This is a genomic window from Paenibacillus turpanensis (assembly GCF_011421635.1).
In the GTDB taxonomy this organism is placed as follows: Bacteria; Bacillota; Bacilli; order Paenibacillales; family YIM-B00363; genus Paenibacillus_AK; species Paenibacillus_AK turpanensis.
The window spans coordinates 124,369-142,314 of record NZ_WTLI01000008.1 but is presented as its reverse complement, the minus strand read 5'-3'; the positions used below and the strand labels follow the sequence as shown (position 1 = coordinate 142,314).

The 17,946-nt window shown below is 46.1% G+C and carries 16 protein-coding genes; 5 read left to right on the top strand and 11 right to left on the bottom strand.

Features of this window, described 5'->3' with window-relative positions; translation table 11 throughout:
- Window positions 1-37 precede the first annotated feature (37 nt).
- The 5 genes from GQS10_RS09405 to GQS10_RS09385 all read right to left on the bottom strand — a co-directional run bounded on the left by GQS10_RS09405 (window position 38) and on the right by GQS10_RS09385 (window position 5,368).
- Window positions 38-1,015, bottom strand: a complete 978-nt coding sequence (locus tag GQS10_RS09405; protein ID WP_166241343.1) for a glycoside hydrolase family 43 protein — start codon at window positions 1,013-1,015, stop codon at window positions 38-40.
- A gap of 78 nt (window positions 1,016-1,093) precedes the next feature.
- Window positions 1,094-2,155, bottom strand: a complete 1,062-nt coding sequence (locus GQS10_RS09400; RefSeq protein ID WP_243735068.1) for a glycoside hydrolase family 43 protein — start codon at window positions 2,153-2,155, stop codon at window positions 1,094-1,096.
- Window positions 2,156-2,181: 26 nt separating this feature from the next.
- Window positions 2,182-3,030, bottom strand: coding sequence for a carbohydrate ABC transporter permease (locus tag GQS10_RS09395; protein ID WP_166241341.1), 849 nt, complete (start codon window positions 3,028-3,030; stop codon window positions 2,182-2,184).
- A 3-nt stretch (window positions 3,031-3,033) separates the two neighbouring features.
- On the bottom strand, window positions 3,034-3,975 hold the full coding sequence (locus tag GQS10_RS09390; RefSeq protein WP_166241339.1) for a carbohydrate ABC transporter permease: 942 nt from the start codon (window positions 3,973-3,975) through the stop codon (window positions 3,034-3,036).
- A 70-nt stretch (window positions 3,976-4,045) separates the two neighbouring features.
- Window positions 4,046-5,368: an ABC transporter substrate-binding protein gene (locus GQS10_RS09385; RefSeq protein ID WP_166241337.1), complete on the bottom strand. Its 1,323-nt coding sequence runs from the start codon at window positions 5,366-5,368 to the stop codon at window positions 4,046-4,048.
- A gap of 350 nt (window positions 5,369-5,718) precedes the next feature.
- Between GQS10_RS09385 and GQS10_RS09380 the strand changes: the two genes are divergently transcribed.
- Window positions 5,719-6,633 (top strand): ArsR/SmtB family transcription factor, encoded by a 915-nt coding sequence (locus GQS10_RS09380; RefSeq protein WP_166241335.1) that lies wholly within the window; start codon window positions 5,719-5,721, stop codon window positions 6,631-6,633.
- 189 nt (window positions 6,634-6,822) lie between these two features.
- On the opposite strand, the gene GQS10_RS23475 is transcribed toward GQS10_RS09380, so the two are convergent.
- The gene (locus tag GQS10_RS23475) at window positions 6,823-8,109 is read right to left on the bottom strand and encodes a globin-coupled sensor protein (protein WP_279537961.1); all 1,287 of its coding nucleotides are present in this window, start codon (window positions 8,107-8,109) and stop codon (window positions 6,823-6,825) included.
- Between the two features lie 682 nt (window positions 8,110-8,791).
- Here GQS10_RS23475 and GQS10_RS09370 point away from each other — a divergent pair.
- Window positions 8,792-9,097 (top strand): EthD family reductase, encoded by a 306-nt coding sequence (locus tag GQS10_RS09370; protein ID WP_166241334.1) that lies wholly within the window; start codon window positions 8,792-8,794, stop codon window positions 9,095-9,097.
- Window positions 9,098-9,102: 5 nt separating this feature from the next.
- On the opposite strand, the gene GQS10_RS09365 is transcribed toward GQS10_RS09370, so the two are convergent.
- Window positions 9,103-9,429: a MerR family transcriptional regulator gene (locus GQS10_RS09365; protein ID WP_166241332.1), complete on the bottom strand. Its 327-nt coding sequence runs from the start codon at window positions 9,427-9,429 to the stop codon at window positions 9,103-9,105.
- A 223-nt stretch (window positions 9,430-9,652) separates the two neighbouring features.
- Between GQS10_RS09365 and GQS10_RS09360 the strand changes: the two genes are divergently transcribed.
- Both GQS10_RS09360 and GQS10_RS09355 read left to right on the top strand, forming a co-directional pair.
- The gene (locus GQS10_RS09360; RefSeq protein ID WP_166241330.1) at window positions 9,653-10,828 is read left to right on the top strand and encodes an MFS transporter; all 1,176 of its coding nucleotides are present in this window, start codon (window positions 9,653-9,655) and stop codon (window positions 10,826-10,828) included.
- An 87-nt stretch (window positions 10,829-10,915) separates the two neighbouring features.
- Window positions 10,916-11,077 (top strand): hypothetical protein, encoded by a 162-nt coding sequence (locus tag GQS10_RS09355; protein ID WP_166241328.1) that lies wholly within the window; start codon window positions 10,916-10,918, stop codon window positions 11,075-11,077.
- A gap of 120 nt (window positions 11,078-11,197) precedes the next feature.
- On the opposite strand, the gene GQS10_RS09350 is transcribed toward GQS10_RS09355, so the two are convergent.
- The 3 genes from GQS10_RS09350 to GQS10_RS09340 all read right to left on the bottom strand — a co-directional run bounded on the left by GQS10_RS09350 (window position 11,198) and on the right by GQS10_RS09340 (window position 15,423).
- Complete coding sequence (locus tag GQS10_RS09350; protein WP_166241326.1) at window positions 11,198-11,782, bottom strand: sulfite oxidase-like oxidoreductase; 585 nt, start codon at window positions 11,780-11,782, stop codon at window positions 11,198-11,200.
- 121 nt (window positions 11,783-11,903) lie between these two features.
- Window positions 11,904-13,382 (bottom strand): serine hydrolase domain-containing protein, encoded by a 1,479-nt coding sequence (locus GQS10_RS09345; protein ID WP_166241324.1) that lies wholly within the window; start codon window positions 13,380-13,382, stop codon window positions 11,904-11,906.
- A 781-nt stretch (window positions 13,383-14,163) separates the two neighbouring features.
- Window positions 14,164-15,423, bottom strand: coding sequence for an MFS transporter (locus GQS10_RS09340; RefSeq protein ID WP_207952203.1), 1,260 nt, complete (start codon window positions 15,421-15,423; stop codon window positions 14,164-14,166).
- A gap of 88 nt (window positions 15,424-15,511) precedes the next feature.
- Between GQS10_RS09340 and GQS10_RS09335 the strand changes: the two genes are divergently transcribed.
- Window positions 15,512-16,063: a hypothetical protein gene (locus GQS10_RS09335; protein ID WP_166241322.1), complete on the top strand. Its 552-nt coding sequence runs from the start codon at window positions 15,512-15,514 to the stop codon at window positions 16,061-16,063.
- A gap of 129 nt (window positions 16,064-16,192) precedes the next feature.
- Here the strand turns inward: GQS10_RS09335 and GQS10_RS09330 are convergent, their stop codons facing one another.
- Window positions 16,193-17,761, bottom strand: coding sequence for a sensor domain-containing diguanylate cyclase (locus tag GQS10_RS09330; RefSeq protein WP_166241320.1), 1,569 nt, complete (start codon window positions 17,759-17,761; stop codon window positions 16,193-16,195).
- Between the last annotated feature and the right edge of the window lie 185 nt (window positions 17,762-17,946).

Sequence of the window (17,946 nt, the reverse complement as noted above, 5' to 3'; positions counted from 1 at the left end):
TCTATTTCATTTGCAGCGTATTCTAATATAAATTCAGCTATACCCGCTCGCGGACGGTGTCAGGCACCGGTACTCCAAAATTCGGCGTACCGTTTTCATTCCATGTGAACGCCTGCGCACGGGTGTGCCGATTCGGGTCATAGAGCGGATCACCCTCAATATCCTTGTAATTACGCGCATGGTAAACGATCACATCCGTGATGCCATCCTCGGCAACGGTAAAGCTGTTATGGCCCGGTCCATACTGCCCGGTTGTGCTGTTGCTTTGGAACACAGGCACCTGCGATTTTGTCCATGAATCCGGATTGAGCAAATCCGCTGTATCCACTGCCCACAGCAGCCCCATACAGTAATTGTAATCCGTCGCGCTCGCCGAATAGCTAATGAAGATCCGCCCGTTGCGTTTCAGTACGGCCGCCCCTTCATTTACCCAAAATCCGATAATCTCCCATTCCAGCTCCGGCTTAGAGATCATCACCTGCGGGCTTTTAATCGTCCACGGGTTTTCCATTTCCGCGATATATAAATTCGAATTGCCGGTAATATTCGGGTCTTTCTGCGCCCAGACCAAATACCGGACACCGTTATGTTCAAAGGTCGTCGCATCCAATGCGAAGGATTCCCAATCTGTTTTAAGCTGCCCCTTCTCCACCCATTCTCCTTCAAGCGGATTGGCCGATTCGTTCTCCAGCACATACATGCGATGGTCGAACAGCCCGTTCATCGTCTCCGACGTGTGGGCGGCGGCAAAGTAAATGTACCACTTGCCGTCAATATAATGAATTTCTGGCGCCCAAATATTAGCACTCATTAAGCCCGTATCCCGCTTTCGCCAAGCGACAGCCGTTTCCCCTTCCGCAAGCCCTTGAATCGTGCGAGATCTGCGGATTTCAATGCGGTCGTACTCCGGTACCGAAGCAGAAAAATAATAATAACCGTCCGTATGCTTATAAACCCATGGATCGGCGCGCTGCTCCAGCACGGGGTTATGAATCGTCTCTTGTGAATACACCATAGCACTCTCTCCTCCATTATCTATATTCCTAGCATCTTACTGCGAAAACTTCCCGACATACTTGGAGTCAGGTTCTCGCTACGTTTCGGGTTTTGCATCAGGTACGGGCACTCCAAATTCCGGCGTTCCGTCCTCTTTCCAGCTGAAAGCCTGAGCACGTGTGTGCCGGTTCGGGTCATACAGCGGATCACCCTGAATATCCTTGTAATTTCGCGCATGGTATACCATCACATCCGTGACGCCATCCTCGGCAACGGTAAAGCTGTTATGGCCCGGCCCATACTGGCCGTGCTCCGTACTGCTGCGAAACACCGGAGTTTCCGACTTCGACCATGAATTCGGATCGAGTACATCCGCCGATTCGTCAGCCGTTAGCAGCCCCATCGCATAATTATCATCGGTCGCACTTCCCGAGTAGGTCATAAAAATTTTGCCGTTGCGCTTGAGCACCGCGGCCCCTTCATTAACATGAAAACCGATCGTTTCCCACGCAAATTCCGGCCGCGACAGCATCGATGGTTTTCCCTTAATCGTCCAAGGATTTTCCATCTCGGCAATATACAAATTCGAATTCCCGTGAATTCTCGGGTCCTTTTGCGCCCAGACGAGATAGCGGATTCCTTTGTGTTCAAAGGTGGTGGCATCGAGAGAGAACGACTCCCATTCCGTTTTAATCTGGCCTTTTTCCGTCCAAGACCCTTCCAGCGGGTTCGCAGAGCTATTCTCCAGCACATACATCCGGTGATCGAACGGCGCATCCTCCCTCGCCGCCGCGAAGTAGATGTACCATTTGCCATCGATAAAATGAATTTCAGGCGCCCAAATATGCTGGCTCATCACTCCGCTTTCCTTCTTCGTCCACACCGTAACCGGCTTGGCATCGCCCAGCCCTTGAATCGTCTGGGCTCGGCGCACCTCGATTCGATCATATTCAGGCACTGACGCCGTGAAATAGTAGTATCCGTCTTCATGCTTGTAAACCCATGGATCGGCGCGCTGCTCGATAACCGGATTATGATACACCGCGGATTCTCCTTTCGAACGCTGTCCCGAGAAATCACTGCCGCTGCAGCCCGGCAATAGGAGCAAGAGCCAAAGGGTCGCCATCGCCATCAGGAGGACCAGCTTTTTTTGTTGCATTTTCTAACCCCCTAAGCTGCTTATCCCTACCCTTTTACCCCGCCAGCCGTCATTCCTTCTATAAAATAACGTTGGAAAAATACAAACACGATAAGTACGGGAATAATCGCAAACACCGAGCCGGCGATCAAAACCTGATAATTGTTGCCATAAGGCGTAAGCAGCGTGGATAGCCCGATTGGAATCGTCAGCTTATCCGTGTCGTTCAAAACAATGAGCGGCCACAAGAAGTTGTTCCAGCTCCACAGCGCCTGCAATATGGCCATCGAGGAAAACGCAGGCAGCATGAGCGGCATCATAATGCGGAAGAAAATGCCGTACTCGGTACAGCCGTCCACCCGTCCCGCATCCAGAAAATCTTTGGGCAGCCCTGCGGCATACTGGCGGAAAAAGAAAACCGGCAGCGGCGCAACGATAAACGGTAAAATGACACCCCACATGTTGTTGATCAGCTTCAATTTAATCGCCAGCTGATACAGCGGCAGCATAATGATTTCTACCGGCACCGCCATAATAACAAGCACCAAAACAAAAACCACATTGCGCAGCTTAAACTTATAAACCGCCAAGCCGTAACCGACCATGGAGGAGAAAAGCAAGCACAGCACCGTATAAATCACCGTAATCAGGATGCTGTTTTTATACCAAGTTAAGTAGTGCTCTTTGGGCGAAAAGATATGTTTGTAATTATCGAAAGTGAGCAGTTCCTTATCCAACCGCAAATTCAGACCGAAACGAATCAGCTCTTGGGCCGGCTTAAAAGAAGCAACAGTCAAAGTGATTAAAGGAAACAGCGCGAATACCGCAAACCCTATGAATAACAAGAGCAGCAGCAGCCGATTGATTGTCCATGCCGAGGTTCGTGTCGTTTCCATCGGTTAATCCTCCTTTTTGAACAATCCAAAAAATTTCAGCTGGATGATGGTTATCGTAAATGTAATTAGAAGAAGCACAATCCCTACCGCGGATCCGAGGCCAAGGTTAAACTGCTCCCAGCCGGTGCGGTACAAGTAACCGACGATGGTAAGCCCGATATCCTTCGGCGAACGGTTCCCGCTCCATAGCATGTAGCTCTCGGTAAACATTGCATAGCCGCCGTAAATACTAATCGTAAATACATAAATCGTAATCGGCTTCAGCAGCGGAACCGTAATATTAGTAAATTGCTTCCACGTTGTCGCTCCATCAATGGAGGCCGATTCGTAAAGCTCCTTCGGGATGTTTTGCAAGCCAGCCATAAAATAGAGAAGGTTAATGCCGATCCAGCGCCAGCAGGCTAAAATCAGCAGGGTCATCATCGCCAGCCACTGGCTGCCCAGCCATTTCTGCTTCTCAAAGCCGAGTGCAGTGATGATCGAGTTCATCAGCGACCCCTCAAGCTCCCCGAATGCAAGGCGGAACACCGTACCTGCAACAACAACCGAGGTCAAAGCAGGAATAAACAGCGTCGAGCGGAAAAAGTTTTTGAACACCATTACCTTCGAATTAAGGAAAACAGCCAGAACCAATGGAATCGGGATTAACAAAGCAATCGTCAATACGGTGTAAATCGTACTGTTTTGAATGGCCTTCCAGAACGTCGGATTCATCAGCTCTTGATAATTTTTAAAGCCTACATATTCGGCCTCGCCCGGTACAATATGCTGAAAGCTCATATTGATCGCCGATAATACCGGATACGCGAAAAACACCGCGAAGGAAATCAAAAACGGAAGAACAAAAACATACGGCGCGAGCCTCTGTGAATATAAAAAATTCGTCCGTTTGACTACCTGCTTCCCCTTTACGACTTGCGCTGTTTCGGGGGCACTTCCCGCCATTTGAATACCTCCCTCCCGAACAGCAGTATCACCGGCAGGAATGGCCAGTGATACGCTGCTTCGTTAATTATTATTTCAGTGAATTATTAACCTCAGTAAGTACTTTGTTTACATCTTCCTGATCCACAAGAATACGCGCATTGACCTGAGTCTTAATCGCATCGATTACCTGTGGTGTCTTTTCACCGATATTAATGCCTTCGATTTCATCCTTCACTTGGGTCAGAACATCGAAAATGTTATCTCCGAAATAATCTGTAAACTTGTTTTTCTCTTTCATCGCCGGGGAGGTCCAAACATCACTGCGTATCGGATCAAACCCGAGCTCCGTCCAAGTCGCCGTGCTGCCTTCCTTGGAAATTTTCGAGAAGGCCAGGAATTGCTTCGCCAGCTCTACATTCTTAGACTGCTTCGTAACAACTGTCGCCGTTCCGCCCATACCTGCCGAACGCGGCTCGCCTGCGGACCAAGCCGGCATCGGGCGTACAATCATTTTGCCCTTCAGATCAGGCATGCTGTCTGTAAAGCGCCCCATGTACCAGAGCGGCATCCAAATCGAAGCGGCACCGCCGGAATTCATAAAGCCGAAATATTCCTCCGCATGGTGGAAACCGCCTGGAGCGGAAACCGCAACGCCGGACTTCATCAGCTCCTGCTGCCATTTCATCACCTTAACCACTTCCGGGCTGTCCAGGTTCGGCTCCAGCTTCTCATTCAGTAAATCTCCCTTTGCCGGCTGCTGCGCGGTTTGCAGCCACATCGACCACTGTTCAGTAGTTTCGAGCGTAGTCATCGGAACGCCTGTTTTTTCCAAGACCTGCTTTCCTGCCTTCGCGTAATCATCCCAAGTTTTAATATTATCCGGATTTACGCCTGCCTTATCTAGCAATTCTTTGTTATAATAGATAACGGAAGCGCCTACATGGTAATCTACACCATAATACTTTCCGCCCTTTGCATAAATATCAAAGCGGGATTTGACCAGGTTATTCAGCTCCGGCTCGATAATATCGTTAAGCGGCTCAAGCTGCGGCTCCCCTTTCATAAAGTTCGGGAACTTGCCAAGCTCAATGTCAGCTAGATCTGGAGCACCGCTGCCGGATTGAAGCGATACAAGAAGCTTATTGTGCACATCATCAAACGGGCTCACGTTAGCGACCAGCTCAATTTGTTTATCCGGGTTGGCTTGGTTCCATCTCTTCGCCATCTCCGTATAATAGTTGGCATGCAGCTGCTGAAACGTCCAAAACTCCAGCTTCGTTGTTTTGCCGCCGCCGCTTTCTCCTCCTTCAGACTTGGCACCGCTTTCATTTCCGCTACTCCCCGAGCATGCTGCAAGGACGGAAGTGGATACGAGCAAAACGGAAAGCATGCTTAATAAGCGCTTATTCATCTTGGTTCCCCCTCATATACATAGAATTAATATGCTAAACCCTTTCGGGCTTGAAGCCTTTAGTTTTAAACTTTTTTAAATTGATTTATATTTATTATGATAATAATCACGGTATGATTTGTCAACGCTAATTTTGTATGCGTTTTCGTTTTATTTGTATATTTTTTTTATTAGAACACCTTAAATTTTTCACATTTTTCTTACTATTTGTCCATATCTCATTCAATTTATCTCTTGTTATTAGCTAATTTGGAAAATCCTTTATTTTAGATTTTTCTTTTCAGTATCCTCATTTTGTTTTATACTTAGTTAAAATGATAAACATTCAATGAGAGGACGATGATCGACCCTTGATTCATATAAAGAACCTTCGGTCCGGCCTTAATATTTTTAAAGCGCTAAGCTCGGACATTCGCATCGAAATCTTGGAGCTGCTTACGCGGCATGAAAGCTTAAATTTAAATGAAATCGCCTCAAAGCTTGGGCTAACGAACGGCGCGGTGACGATGCATATCAAAAAGCTCGAGGATAGCGGATTAATCGATATTACGACCGCAGTTGGCAAGCACGGGCTTCAAAAAATTTGTTATCTAAATGAGGACCTGCTTACCGTTGAGCTCAAGCCCAAAGGCGAGGATCATGTTTACGAGGTAGATATTAAAGTAGGCCATTATTGCGATTATCAGGCTGTACCCACCTGCGGACTTGCCACGAAGGACAGCATTATCGGGGAATTTGACGATCCCCGCTATTTTGCCGACCCGCAGCATATTAATGCAGGGATCGTCTGGCTGACCCGCGGCTTTTTGGAATATCGGATTCCGAACTACTTAAAACCAAATCAAAGCTTTAAAGAGCTGCAATTCACAATGGAACTGAGCTCGGAGGCTCCAAGCTACAACAACAATTATCCGTCGGATATTATCTTTTATTTAAATAACATCGAGCTCGGAACCTGGACCTCGCCCGGAGATTTTGGCGGGGAGAAAGGCACCCACAATCCAGATTGGTGGCCGCCCCATCTTAATCAATTCGGGATGATCAAGCTGCTGAGAATCAATGATGAAGGCTCCTTCATCGACGGCTGCCGGATTTCCAATGTAACGATCAACGACATCGGCCTCAATCAGCAGTCGGATCTCAAATTTAAGCTTGCGGTTTCCGAGAATGGCCGAACCGGTGGCTTGACCATTTACGGCCAAAACTTTGGCAACTATAATCAGGATTTAATCGCTCGAGTCATTTACGATGTAGCGGAGGAATAAATAGCTGCGGCTGCCTCCGTTTAAATGCAACACCCAATAATTTTATAATCTGAGAGACCCTAGGCTAAGGCCAATTCAGGGTCTTTTTTTCGTTTTCACTTCCTTACATAGTTCAGCTTCTCGTTACGGACATTTAGACCTGCTAACAAAAAAAGGAGCTCCCTTTGCATGGGCAGCTCCTTAATTCCTTTATAATCCTTGGACTAATCCGGTTAAATCCTCAGCCGAAGAGGCCACAAGATTAACCGCCCCGGATATCTCATCGATCACTTTTGCAAAAGCAGCAAGTTCGTCCTCGATCCGCATATTATCACCCTTAATAGACGCTGCGCTTTCTACAATGTGATTGAAAAACTCACTCGTTTCCTGCATGGACGTGGTGGCGTGTGAGATGCTTGCAGAGATCGAAGGAAGGCTTTTCGTTACGATGTCGATCTGACTGCCGGTTTTTCCGATCAGATCCGTTACCTCGGACAATGCAGTACGGGTTTGCTCCGCCAGCTTTTTCACCTCTCCGGCTACCACCGCAAAGCCTCTTCCCTGCTCTCCAGCCCGCGCAGCCTCAATGGATGCGTTGAGGGCCAGCAGGTTCGTCTGATCAGCGATTTCTTTAATTATATTGGTAATCGCTTGGATTTGGCCGGATACTTCCTGAAGGACCGAAATCTCCTTCGAGATCCCCGCGATCCCTTGGTCTACCGTTTGGAGAATCGTCTGCTGATTGACAAGACGGCTTTTGCCATCTACGGAGTTTTTCTCAATCTTCTGCGATCCTTCCAGGGCTTTTTTCGCGCTGCTTACGATTTCTTGAGTTTGCGAAGAAATTTCCTGAAGCGAAGCGCTGCACTGCTCTGTGATGGATGCGAGCTCCACGGAGCTTGTGGACACCTGCTGTGTAATCTTCGTTTTCGTTTCCGCATAGAGCTTGCGCGTTTTTTCATTTTCGAGCTCATAAGCTTCCAATACGATTTGCTGCTCAATATTTATAATTTTCGTAACCGCCCGGATGGCATCCAAGTGGCTAATTTCTCCCGCAGGAATGGTAGTAATAACGTCCATTAAAGAAAGAAGCAGATCCTGAAATGCACACATATACCACTTCGGCTGCAGACCGATTTTGGAGTGAATATGTGCAATTTTAAACCGCTGTTCAATAAAGGCTTGGTCAATCTTTCCATCGAACATTTGAACGATGTGTGAGGTTAACGTCTTTTTCAACCGTTCGACGCTGCTGTTATCATTAATAATTTGCTGGAGCGAGGTTTCATGCGCCAAGTTTGCATAGAATCTCGTTACAACCGATTCGATATTCGCCTTTACATAAGGCTGAATGTGAACTAACAATTGAAGATCGTTATGCGTTAATTGGACCATTTCCATTTGGTTAACTAAATCTCCAACCACATTCATATGAACCTCGTACTGAAATGGTTTTGCAGCCGTTGCTTTTTCGGAACTCCCAAATCTCTTAAACATAAAACTCCCCCAGTTCCGAGTATTCAGATCCTGTCTAGTATATCCTCTATATGTTAGGAAAGTTTGAGGACTATACAGCTATGTAAAATGCATTGATCCTACTCTACTCCCATTCATCCCACTGATTGTATACGCTTTCTTTGGATGAACCTTTTTTTGTTGCCATTATATCATGACTTTTCGGTAAATCCATAGAATCATTATCTTCCAAGAATCCATTATCGTGATTGTAATTACAATTATTTTAATCAGCCCAACAGAAACATATTGACACTAATTGTAGTTAAGTTACAATGTATGTAGATTTTATACATAGGAAGAAAGGTTGTGTCTACTTTCCGCATATTGAAACCCCAATAGAACAGCAAGGCCAGTCAAACATGCATTGTTTGTCTACGATTACGATTCGGCCGCCGGACGGCTACGAATTATTGACGAGGAAGCACCAGCTTTAAAATCCAAATCCTGTATTGATACTGCGATACGAAAATCTTCCGGGAAAAAGAACGCAATTGGCGGTGAGCGTTTTACCATAGTTCGAGAAGAAGAAGGGTGGAAAATATCGGGGATAACTTGGATAGATCAATGTTTAGCAATCGGCAAACTACCGGAAAACGAGCAGTAGCTCCTTGATCGGTGGCTGCTTACTCGTCAATGATTTCCACTTAAGGAGGAATACAAAATGATGAAAGTTACCGTTATCTTAGAACAGCCTAAGAACGCAGACCGTTTCAACCGGCATTATATCGATGTCCATCTCCCGTTAATATATGCACTGCCTGGGGTTCAAAACGTTCATCACTCCTACGTGACTGAATCCCAATTCAGCTTATTTTCTCCTTATATAATCGCTTCCTTTGAATTTGAAAGTGAAGAGCTCATGAAAGTGGCCTTAAACTCGGAATTTGGAGCAAGATTATATGCAGATGTACCAAACCTAATGAATGATCTTCACCATCCGCCCCAAATCCTATTTTCTAAAGCATAATCGTCTTATTTTGCCTTAGACATGTCATTGACTAGCTTCTCAAACGCTTGATTAATGGTTGCCATGCGTTTTTCAACTCTCTGTGCCGCCGCATCCAATGTAAACCCATCATCAAGAAGTTCTTTAATGAGCAAAATCTTTTTAATCGTTACATAACCATACCGTCGTGTCGTCCCCTCCCCTTCTGTCATAGAGGAGATATAGCCCTTCTCTTCCCAATAACGGATTTGTCGTGTCGGGACGCCTGTAATTTCGGAAACTTCGCCAATGGCAACAACAAGATTTTTTAATAACAAAGCGTCTTTTGTCAGATAGTCAAATTCGCTATCCATTCCAATCCCTCCGATCCACAGTAGTATTTTATGTAATTATATTACAAAGAACGCTCAAATTAAATCAACTGCGTCCATACGCAACCTTTGTTGTAAAAAAACTGCAATGATTTTGCTATATCTACACGAAACAAACTAAAGCCGAAGATCCAGCTTCTAGCTGCATAAAGTCCCGGCCTATGCCGGGATTTTTCATTATATAACAACGAATGGAGACTCCATCATGAATCATAACAAATTGATCTTTGTCTTAACGTGCTGCTCATTTCTTGTGGGAATAGACGCCCTCATTATTGCTCCTTTAATACCTATATTATCCAACCAGGTTGGTTTTCCAATCGAATCCGGTGGACTATTGGTTACCTCTTATGCGTTATTTTACGGCTTGGCCGCCCCTTTGTTCGGTCCACTTTCGGATCGCATCGGGAGAAAGAAAATGATCATTGCCGGACTTGCTTTATTTGGCTTGGGGACAGCTTTTACTGCCATTGGAAGCAGCCTCTACGAGTTGTTGCTGCTGCGAAGTATCGCAGGGATTGGGGGGGCTATGGTAATGCCGAGTGTGTTTGCATTAATCGGCGACACGATAAGTTCCGAGCTTCGCGGTAGAGCGATGGGCAGGATTACCGGCGCCATGGGAGCAGCAAACCTGCTAGGCATACCGCTTGGATTATTTCTTACGGAGATCGTTTCATGGAAAGTGAGTTTTTTACTTGTAGGCGGAATTACATTGGCACTAACGTACATAGCTTGGCTTTTTCTTCCTATAGGTACCCAAAGCATGAATCATAATTTTACGGTCGGTAAAAGTGTTGCCCTACTCTTCTCTAATCGAAGTATCCCGTTTGCTTTACTGAGTACTTTCCTTTGGTGGGCGGCATTTCAAGGATTATTCGCGAATATGGGTATTTTCTACACCGTGAACTTTGGAGTATCGGCTGCAGTGCTTGGAATTATTTTTTCAATTGCCGGGCTCGGGAACTTTCTAGGGAATCGGTTCGGGGGAATAATGAGCGACCGCTTTGGCCGCAAACGTATATTAATGATTGCGTGCCTCTGCTGTGCAGTTTTTATCGTTAGTATTCCTTTTATGACACCGTGGTTTTATGCTGCCGTTGTTTTACAATTTATTTGGGCTTTTGCAACCGGGGTTGGTCAGTCTTCCTTAACAACATTTATGTCCGAATTGAACCCCGCACTTCGGGGAACGGTGCTTGCATTTAACAGTTCGGCTACTTATCTTGGCATGACATTTTCAACCGCTTTAGCATCGGGGTTATTGCATACAGGAGGTTTTTATACCGTTGGGCTGATTTGTGGTTTTTTCGTCCTCCTAGTCCCTATGATTCTACAATTTCTTCATGTGAAGGAAGCCGATTCAGGCAAGAGTCGGACTTAGAAGGTCGATGGCCCATCGTTCATGCTCTATCTCCTGAAAGACTTGCTTTATTTGCTCGGAACCAATTCAAATGCGGAAGCCACGGTTATGCTTGGATCGAAAACTGGAGATCTTGCAGCAGGGATCGATGGTGAGGAAATGCTGCGCAGTGAGCTTGAAGGGACAGGGAATATCATCAAAATCACTGTAGATGCCGATGGAAATGTGTACGCAGCCGATGATGCCGGAGGGCTGTGGGCTTTGAAATAATAAAAAAACAGCCTGATCTCTCTTGATTGGTTCAGAGGATCAGGCTGTTTTAGCTTTTATTAATTGTACGGGGCAGGAGGGCTTAAACGATGGACAAAGTCGACCCTCCCCCCTTTCCTTTTAATCAAAATCGTAGCGTTGCTCCTTCCAAGGATTTCCGTACATATGGTACCCGTTCATCTCCCAGAAGCCCGGCTTATCCCGCTCCATAAACTCAATGCCGCGCAGCCACTTTGCGCTCTTCCAGAAGTACAGATGCGGAACAACCATGCGCACCGGATACCCATGATCCGGAGTCAGCTCCACCCCGTTATGCTTCAATCCGAAGAACGAGGTTTCCGCCAAAAAGTCCTCGATCGGCAGGTTCGTCGTCCAGCCATGCTCAGCATGCAGCATCACATATTTTGCTTCCGGCTTCAGCTTCACCCGCTCCATCACAGCTGACACCGGAATACCTTCCCACGTATTGTCCAGCTTCGACCACGTCGTGACACAGTGAATGTCATTCTTGTATTCCTGCTTCGGCAGCCCCATAAATTCATCATAGGACAGCGTCACCGCTTCTTCCACCAAGCCGAACACCTTAAAATCCCACTTACTTAAATCCTTATAATGCGGCACGCTGCCGTAATGCAAAACCGGAAAACCATCCGTCAGCGTTTGCCCCGGCGGAACGCGATCCGCTTTATGTAAAAGCTCTGACATCTCAAATCCCCTCTTTCTGTTAAGAGTTCACATGTCTTTTATTATACCCTTTTTTGGATTCAAGGTCAGTTCACGCTGCATTTATTTGACCAACGATAAATTCATGACAAACAGGCTTAGATTAACTATCAGCTTCAAGCCTTCGACTGCGCATTCTTTTCGTAAAAAGAAGCATCAATCCCCATATCAAATAAATCAGGCAGCAGCCTAGAAAACTATATAAAAAGAACGTGAGCGACGTAGGAGCCCATACCTTAATAAAACTCCATGGCAATCCGCCAAGCAGCAGGTTGGGGGCCATAAGCACTAAGAATACTCCGCTTCCTACAATTAAGACATGTACCCCTAAAACCAAAGCTCTAATTCCGGTGATCCTTGTCCATTTTCGTTTCTTACCCGCCAACCTAGTGATTAGCCATATCGTCAGAAAAACGAAAACTGCACCAATACAACCTATGAGGATACAGAGAAAGGTTACGATTTGGTCCAGTGTTTGAAAGCTGTCCGCATGATTAGAGTTTGCCGCTCTCCCCTCATATAGGTCCATGACTCCTTGGCCAATGGCTGTCGTAAAGCTCGTCTTCATGTTCGCCATAACAGCGATTCCGATTTGTTCGCTAGGATTCATAATCATATAAGAGGAGAAGGTCGGATTTTCTCCCGAGTGCAAAATGTATGTCCGATTATTTTCTTGTAGTACTCCCCAGCCGCCAGCGTAATGCGTATTTTGATCAAAGGGGGCTACAGATAAATCGGGAAGATGTGAAGCTTCGATTAACTCTTTTCCAATCAAAGGATGAACCTCAGCACCTACCTGGATGTGTAACCATTTCGCGATATCTTTAGCATTGCTGACGATATATCCTGCAGGGATATTTCCCCGGTACACGGGCGGTGTGTACACCTGCTCCCTCATAAATCCTAGTTTATAGCCAACCGCCAGCTTGTCGGACGCCACCTGATGAAGTCCAACGAAGGAGTCATGCATCCCGATCGGATGAAGAAGATGCTCTTTCATATAAATATCGTAGGGGATTTGGGTCACCGTTTCGATGAGTAGACCTAGAACATCATAATTAATGGTAGCATATTCAAACGAGCTTCCAGGCGCACGGTTAAGCGGCCGGCCTATCAATGTCTTAACGGTTGCCTCTAGGGCATTCTCTTTATGGCTCTCCGGGATTAGCGTTATGGTGGTAGAAGGGATACCACTTGTGTGATGGAGCAGCTGATCGATGGTAACCCTTTGCTGCTGCCCGTTGTAAATCAGCTCTAACCATGGCAGGTATTTCGTGATTTCATCCGTCCGCTTCAGCAACCCTTCCTTCTCCAGTTTAAATATAGCTAACCCTGTGAAGGCTTTCGTTGTCGAGCCTAATTCGAATAAGGTATCTCCGGTTACTGGCTTTTTTTCCTTTAGATCGGCATATCCGAATCCTTGTTCGTAAACCGTCTCGCCTTTTTCTACAATGACCAGAGAAATCCCCGGTATTTTCCCTTTCAGCCTTTGTTCTTCAACAAACCGATTGATCTCCTCGATTTTGTCGTTCGGAGCTGCTTTCGAAGCTGTGAACAAAAAAGCGCCTGCTACCAATAGCATACTTACGATTACTGTGCATTTTCGAAATAATCGTTTCAATTCAGGTTCTCCTTCTTCAAATCAATATCATTTCAATCCACCCTTTTTCAATACTTTTGATTGTAGCATGAAGTTCTTAATCATCTCTTAAATACATCTTAACTAGATAAAAAAACCGCCTTCATGAAAAGGCGGCTCGTACCTTCTATGATGCTGTCCTGTCGCGGTAAATATACCATGTAATTCCATTTAATAGGATCGTACCGATGAGCAAAATTGCCGGAACAGTTGCGATAACACTTACTGTATCCATAAGAGCGGACCAATCCTCGGACCTTACACGTTCGTAAAAGCTATAAATTTGGAAAAACAGCGAAATGGAACAAGCACTTATGCTCACCATAGCAAGAGTAACCCAGTTCTCAGAACGCTTACTATATCTAGATATATTAATAGCTGGGAGAAGCCATGCGATTGCTCCTAGCACGAGGCTGCCAAGATTAAGCCAAGCAACCATATCCAAACCTCCTTTTGAATAAATGAACTAAAAGAATAAGCTGAAAATCCGATTTTTGATATCGGTAATGCTGTCCCTATAACGAAACCAATCCAGAAAATGTTGCACATTCTTCGATGCAACACTATTACACCGGTGGTCCATCATTTTATTAAGTGGCTGTGGAAGCTGTTGACGTTTTAGATAAGACACACGCCTTTTACACATTGTTTTGCCACCGAATTTACATTGATAATAAAAAAAGATCCTATAGGCTCAATCTTGAACCCTAGGATCTATTCATTACTACTTGCGAAATAGTACCGCCCTGCCGAGCAAAGCGATCAGCAGCAGCAGGAAGCCCACAATAGCCGCGATGCCAAACGATTGCATCCAGTACGGCCAGTCGACCGCAGCCGCGTAGATCGCGCCGCCTGCCATCGGGCCGAGAAAGCCGGTTAGACCGGTCAATGCGGAAAACACCGCGATATACATCGGTCGCTCCGACTTCGGCGTATCTCCGATAATATAATTGAAGGAAAGCAGCTGGTAGCCTCCGAGCCCGAAGCCCAGAAAAATATGCGCTGCAACCAGCATGACAAGAGCAGGCATGACCGCGTTAAGTCCCCAGACGAGGCAGGAGAGCGCCAACACCGGCAGTGTCCAATATAGCAGCGTACGGCTGCTGTATTTTGCATTCCAATTGCCCCATACGTAGTAGGCGACCATCATCGTAAGCATTTGAACCGTCGTCAAAATCGATACCCAGCTGTAGCTGATTTTCATGATGTCCAGCATCACGTAAGAGAACAAAGGAATCGCGATATTTTGCACAAAAATGAATAGGGACAAGTAAAGCGAGGCTCCGATAAAAAGCTTGTCTTTAAACGGAGTCAGCAGCATGCTCCAAGGACTCGCCTGCTGCGATTTTTCAAAAGGCGGGTTCGCATAAAGCATGTATCCGTGAATATTGAGTACGGTCGCTACCGCCGCAATCATAAATAATATTGAAAAGCCCTTCATGTCCGGAAAATGATCCATAATCTGTCCTGCGATCAGCAGGAACGCACTGCCCGCCGCCCAAGAAAGCGCGTTGCGAATGCCAAAGTACCGGCCCCGCAGCCTGGTTGGCACCGTATCCGAAATCAAGGATGACCAGATCACGGCATTGCCGGATGCCAGCACAAACGATAAGCTGTAAAGCGCAATGTATGAAGCGATCCACCAGGTTTGCGGAAGCAGCAGCGGGATAAGCCCCGTTGCAACCCAAAGCGCACGGTGCAAGCCCCCAAGAACCGTGAGTGCGAGCTTCCGATTGTTCAGCTTCTGCATGACAAAAGCAGCCACGATTTGCAGTGTATTCGCCAAAGGCTGAATCGCCAGCACGAACCCGATTTGTTGGGAGTTCGCGCCTAGAAGCAGCAGATAACCGGTTAAAAAAGGACCGCCTAACGTGTTCATCACGATCAGTGCGGTCATTCCCTCATAGGTGCTCGCGTACATCGCTTTGCGGGTGAGGGATGGGGACATTTTGGTTGCCTTCTTGAAGGCAGGGATGGAAATCATGAAAGGTTCCGCTCCTTTGGGCGATATGCTACAATACAATAGCATAATCATAATGGAAACCGAACTTTTACGTAAGGGGTATAATATGATGTCTCGTACTAATTTTTGGATTGGAATAGCCGGAACGGTCATTTTCATCGTACTGCTGGGCTTAGCGGTGAACAATGAATCGCCGACCCTTGTATACGCGGCCAGCTTGTTTTTAGTATTTTTAGTTCCATTTTTGCCGGACATCCCTTCCAACCAATATATTAAGCCGGACAGGGATCACCGTTTCACCTTTACTGCATCTGCAGAAGATGGGCTAATGACGATCACTTTCGATCCGAAGGCAATCTACTGGAATAAAAGCAGGTTGTACTTTCCCGTGGAGGACCTCTACCTGCAAAAAACGGTTATTAGCGGCAGCGGAACTCCCATCAGCGTGCTTGCTTATGATCTTGTGGCACATCCACGTAAAAAAGGCTGGGTGGGCATTCAACTGAAGCCAATCAAGGAGCGCAGCTCCGCGCTGCCTGTTCCCGTGACCGAAGCAACGCAATTTGTGGTTCGCCTCGAGGATCTGGCGGCCGTTGTCCGGCTGAAGCGCGGTTCAATCTCAAGCGGTGCCGGGGCTTCCTCCAAACAAATGCAGGCATAACACGCGATTGCGAAAATGTCTGCCTTCCCTGCCGGTTAAGCAGGCGATAAACAAAAAAAAGCGACCACTCCGTAACTGGGGCTGGTCGCTTTTGTTTCAAGCAGTACTATCTATTTGCTCTTGTACCCATCAACGAAAGACGGTTACTTGATTTCTTCCATTATTCTTCGAAGAGTATAACGCTTGGTCTGCCTTATCCTTAATCTCCGGCAGGACCAATCCATCCTTGGGTGATGACGCGATACCGATGGAAACCGTAATCGATTTTCCGATTGGACACACCGTGTTTTCCATTTCCAGCCTTAATCTCTCCGCCATGCGGTAAGACTCCGAAGAATTTGCTTGCGGGGATAGGATCACAAATTCCTCTCCGCCGAAACGGCAGCAAATATCTTCAGCGCGTGTGAGCTCCTTCAGCTTGTCCGCGAGAAACTTTAACACCTCATCCCCTTTTTGGTGCCCAAACGTATCATTGACAGATTTAAAATGATCGATATCAATGATGATATAGCTAAATGGAACCTGATTTTTGATCCACTCTTGCAGCAGCATCTCCATTGTTCTTCTATTTTCCAAACCCGTCAAAGGATCCTTCGTTGCTTCGAAAGAGAGCTCATTGATGTGGCTTTGCATGGAAGTTACAGCTTTCGAAAAGGTTCTATACAGTTCATTCGCTTCATAGTTTAATTTGTGCTTACTTGGAAACAGAGGCTCGCGTTCCTGATCTTGCCCATACAGCCTGCGCGCGAACTGAGCAAGGTCGTATAACGGTTTTGAAATGACCCCAATAACCCAATAACACAATACCATCCATAACAAAATAAAAGGACTGGACAGCAGAAACATATCAAAAACAAGATTAATTGCTGAGGTTAACAGCTCCTGCGTCGGCGTTTGGAAGACAATTCCCCATCCCGCTGAATCAACAGGAGAATATCCGGCTAACATGTCCACGCCCGCAGTATTCTTGATTCGAATGGCTCCTTTTTTGGAATGAACAACCTCTTGAACGGCAGCATTTTCAAGCACATTTTGCCCTAATCTGGACTCGTCGGGATGAAAGATCAATTCTCCCGATTTTGAAACAACATAAAGATAGGAGCCATGTTCAATCGGCATTTGGTTGCTTAACAGCGTTTCAAAGATGTTCTTTCCCCTTAGGTAAATATTGCCTCCGACAAAGCCTTTATACGTCCCCTTTTCGTCAAAAATAGGATGGGAAATGAGGACAAGCAGCCGTCCGGTTGTTCCTATATAGGGATCAGAGATGAGCGGTTTTTTGCTTTCGATCGATTGTAGGGCTCCCTCGCTCGTCAGCTTCCGTCCAACCACACCAAGACTATTCGGTGAGCTTTGGGTAATGACCCCTTCGTTATCCGTTATAAACACGGAGTTGTATACATTGTTCCCTGCCATGGCTAAGTCCAGCTTGCTTTGCAAATCATTGGCGGAGTCTCCTTCACCAACACTCTTGGAGACGATCGCTAACGAACGCTTCGCTGAAATTAACAAGACGTCTGCGGTTGCCGCCAGCTTGTTGGCATGGATCTGATTATGATCAAGCGAGTTTTTAATGAGTGAAGCCATTTCACTTCGATACCCAATAATGGCACAAATGAATAAGGTTAGAATAAATGAAACAAACATCGTGGTTGTGAATAAAAACTTTAAGGTGAAGCCTTTGTTGAAATTCTTCATATCATTTACTCCAATAGTTATATTGTTCACGTTCTCAATTCTACAATTTTCGACATAACACAGTTCGAATTATAGCAATATTCGTCGAAAAATGATATAAAGAAGTCGTTTTCCAACCTCCACCAACTAAGTAAACATAAAAAAGAGGAGTGCATTTGCTGCAGCTCCTCTAATAGATCAACTAT

Bases quoted from the DNA above. Each gene is read 5' to 3' on its own strand.
- GQS10_RS09405 (WP_166241343.1), bottom strand. From the start codon at position 1,015: ATGGTGTATTCACAAGAGACGATTCATAACCCCGTGCTGGAGCAGCGC.
- GQS10_RS09400 (WP_243735068.1), bottom strand. From the start codon at position 2,155: ATGCAACAAAAAAAGCTGGTCCTCCTGATGGCGATGGCGACCCTTTGG.
- GQS10_RS09395 (WP_166241341.1), bottom strand. From the start codon at position 3,030: ATGGAAACGACACGAACCTCGGCATGGACAATCAATCGGCTGCTGCTG.
- GQS10_RS09390 (WP_166241339.1), bottom strand. From the start codon at position 3,975: ATGGCGGGAAGTGCCCCCGAAACAGCGCAAGTCGTAAAGGGGAAGCAG.
- GQS10_RS09385 (WP_166241337.1), bottom strand. From the start codon at position 5,368: ATGAATAAGCGCTTATTAAGCATGCTTTCCGTTTTGCTCGTATCCACT.
- GQS10_RS23475 (WP_279537961.1), bottom strand. From the start codon at position 8,109: ATGTTTAAGAGATTTGGGAGTTCCGAAAAAGCAACGGCTGCAAAACCA.
- GQS10_RS09370 (WP_166241334.1), top strand. From the start codon at position 8,792: ATGATGAAAGTTACCGTTATCTTAGAACAGCCTAAGAACGCAGACCGT.
- GQS10_RS09365 (WP_166241332.1), bottom strand. From the start codon at position 9,429: ATGGATAGCGAATTTGACTATCTGACAAAAGACGCTTTGTTATTAAAA.
- GQS10_RS09360 (WP_166241330.1), top strand. From the start codon at position 9,653: ATGAATCATAACAAATTGATCTTTGTCTTAACGTGCTGCTCATTTCTT.
- GQS10_RS09355 (WP_166241328.1), top strand. From the start codon at position 10,916: ATGCTTGGATCGAAAACTGGAGATCTTGCAGCAGGGATCGATGGTGAG.
- GQS10_RS09350 (WP_166241326.1), bottom strand. From the start codon at position 11,782: ATGTCAGAGCTTTTACATAAAGCGGATCGCGTTCCGCCGGGGCAAACG.
- GQS10_RS09345 (WP_166241324.1), bottom strand. From the start codon at position 13,382: ATGCTATTGGTAGCAGGCGCTTTTTTGTTCACAGCTTCGAAAGCAGCT.
- GQS10_RS09340 (WP_207952203.1), bottom strand. From the start codon at position 15,423: ATGATTTCCATCCCTGCCTTCAAGAAGGCAACCAAAATGTCCCCATCC.
- GQS10_RS09335 (WP_166241322.1), top strand. From the start codon at position 15,512: ATGTCTCGTACTAATTTTTGGATTGGAATAGCCGGAACGGTCATTTTC.
- GQS10_RS09330 (WP_166241320.1), bottom strand. From the start codon at position 17,761: ATGAAGAATTTCAACAAAGGCTTCACCTTAAAGTTTTTATTCACAACC.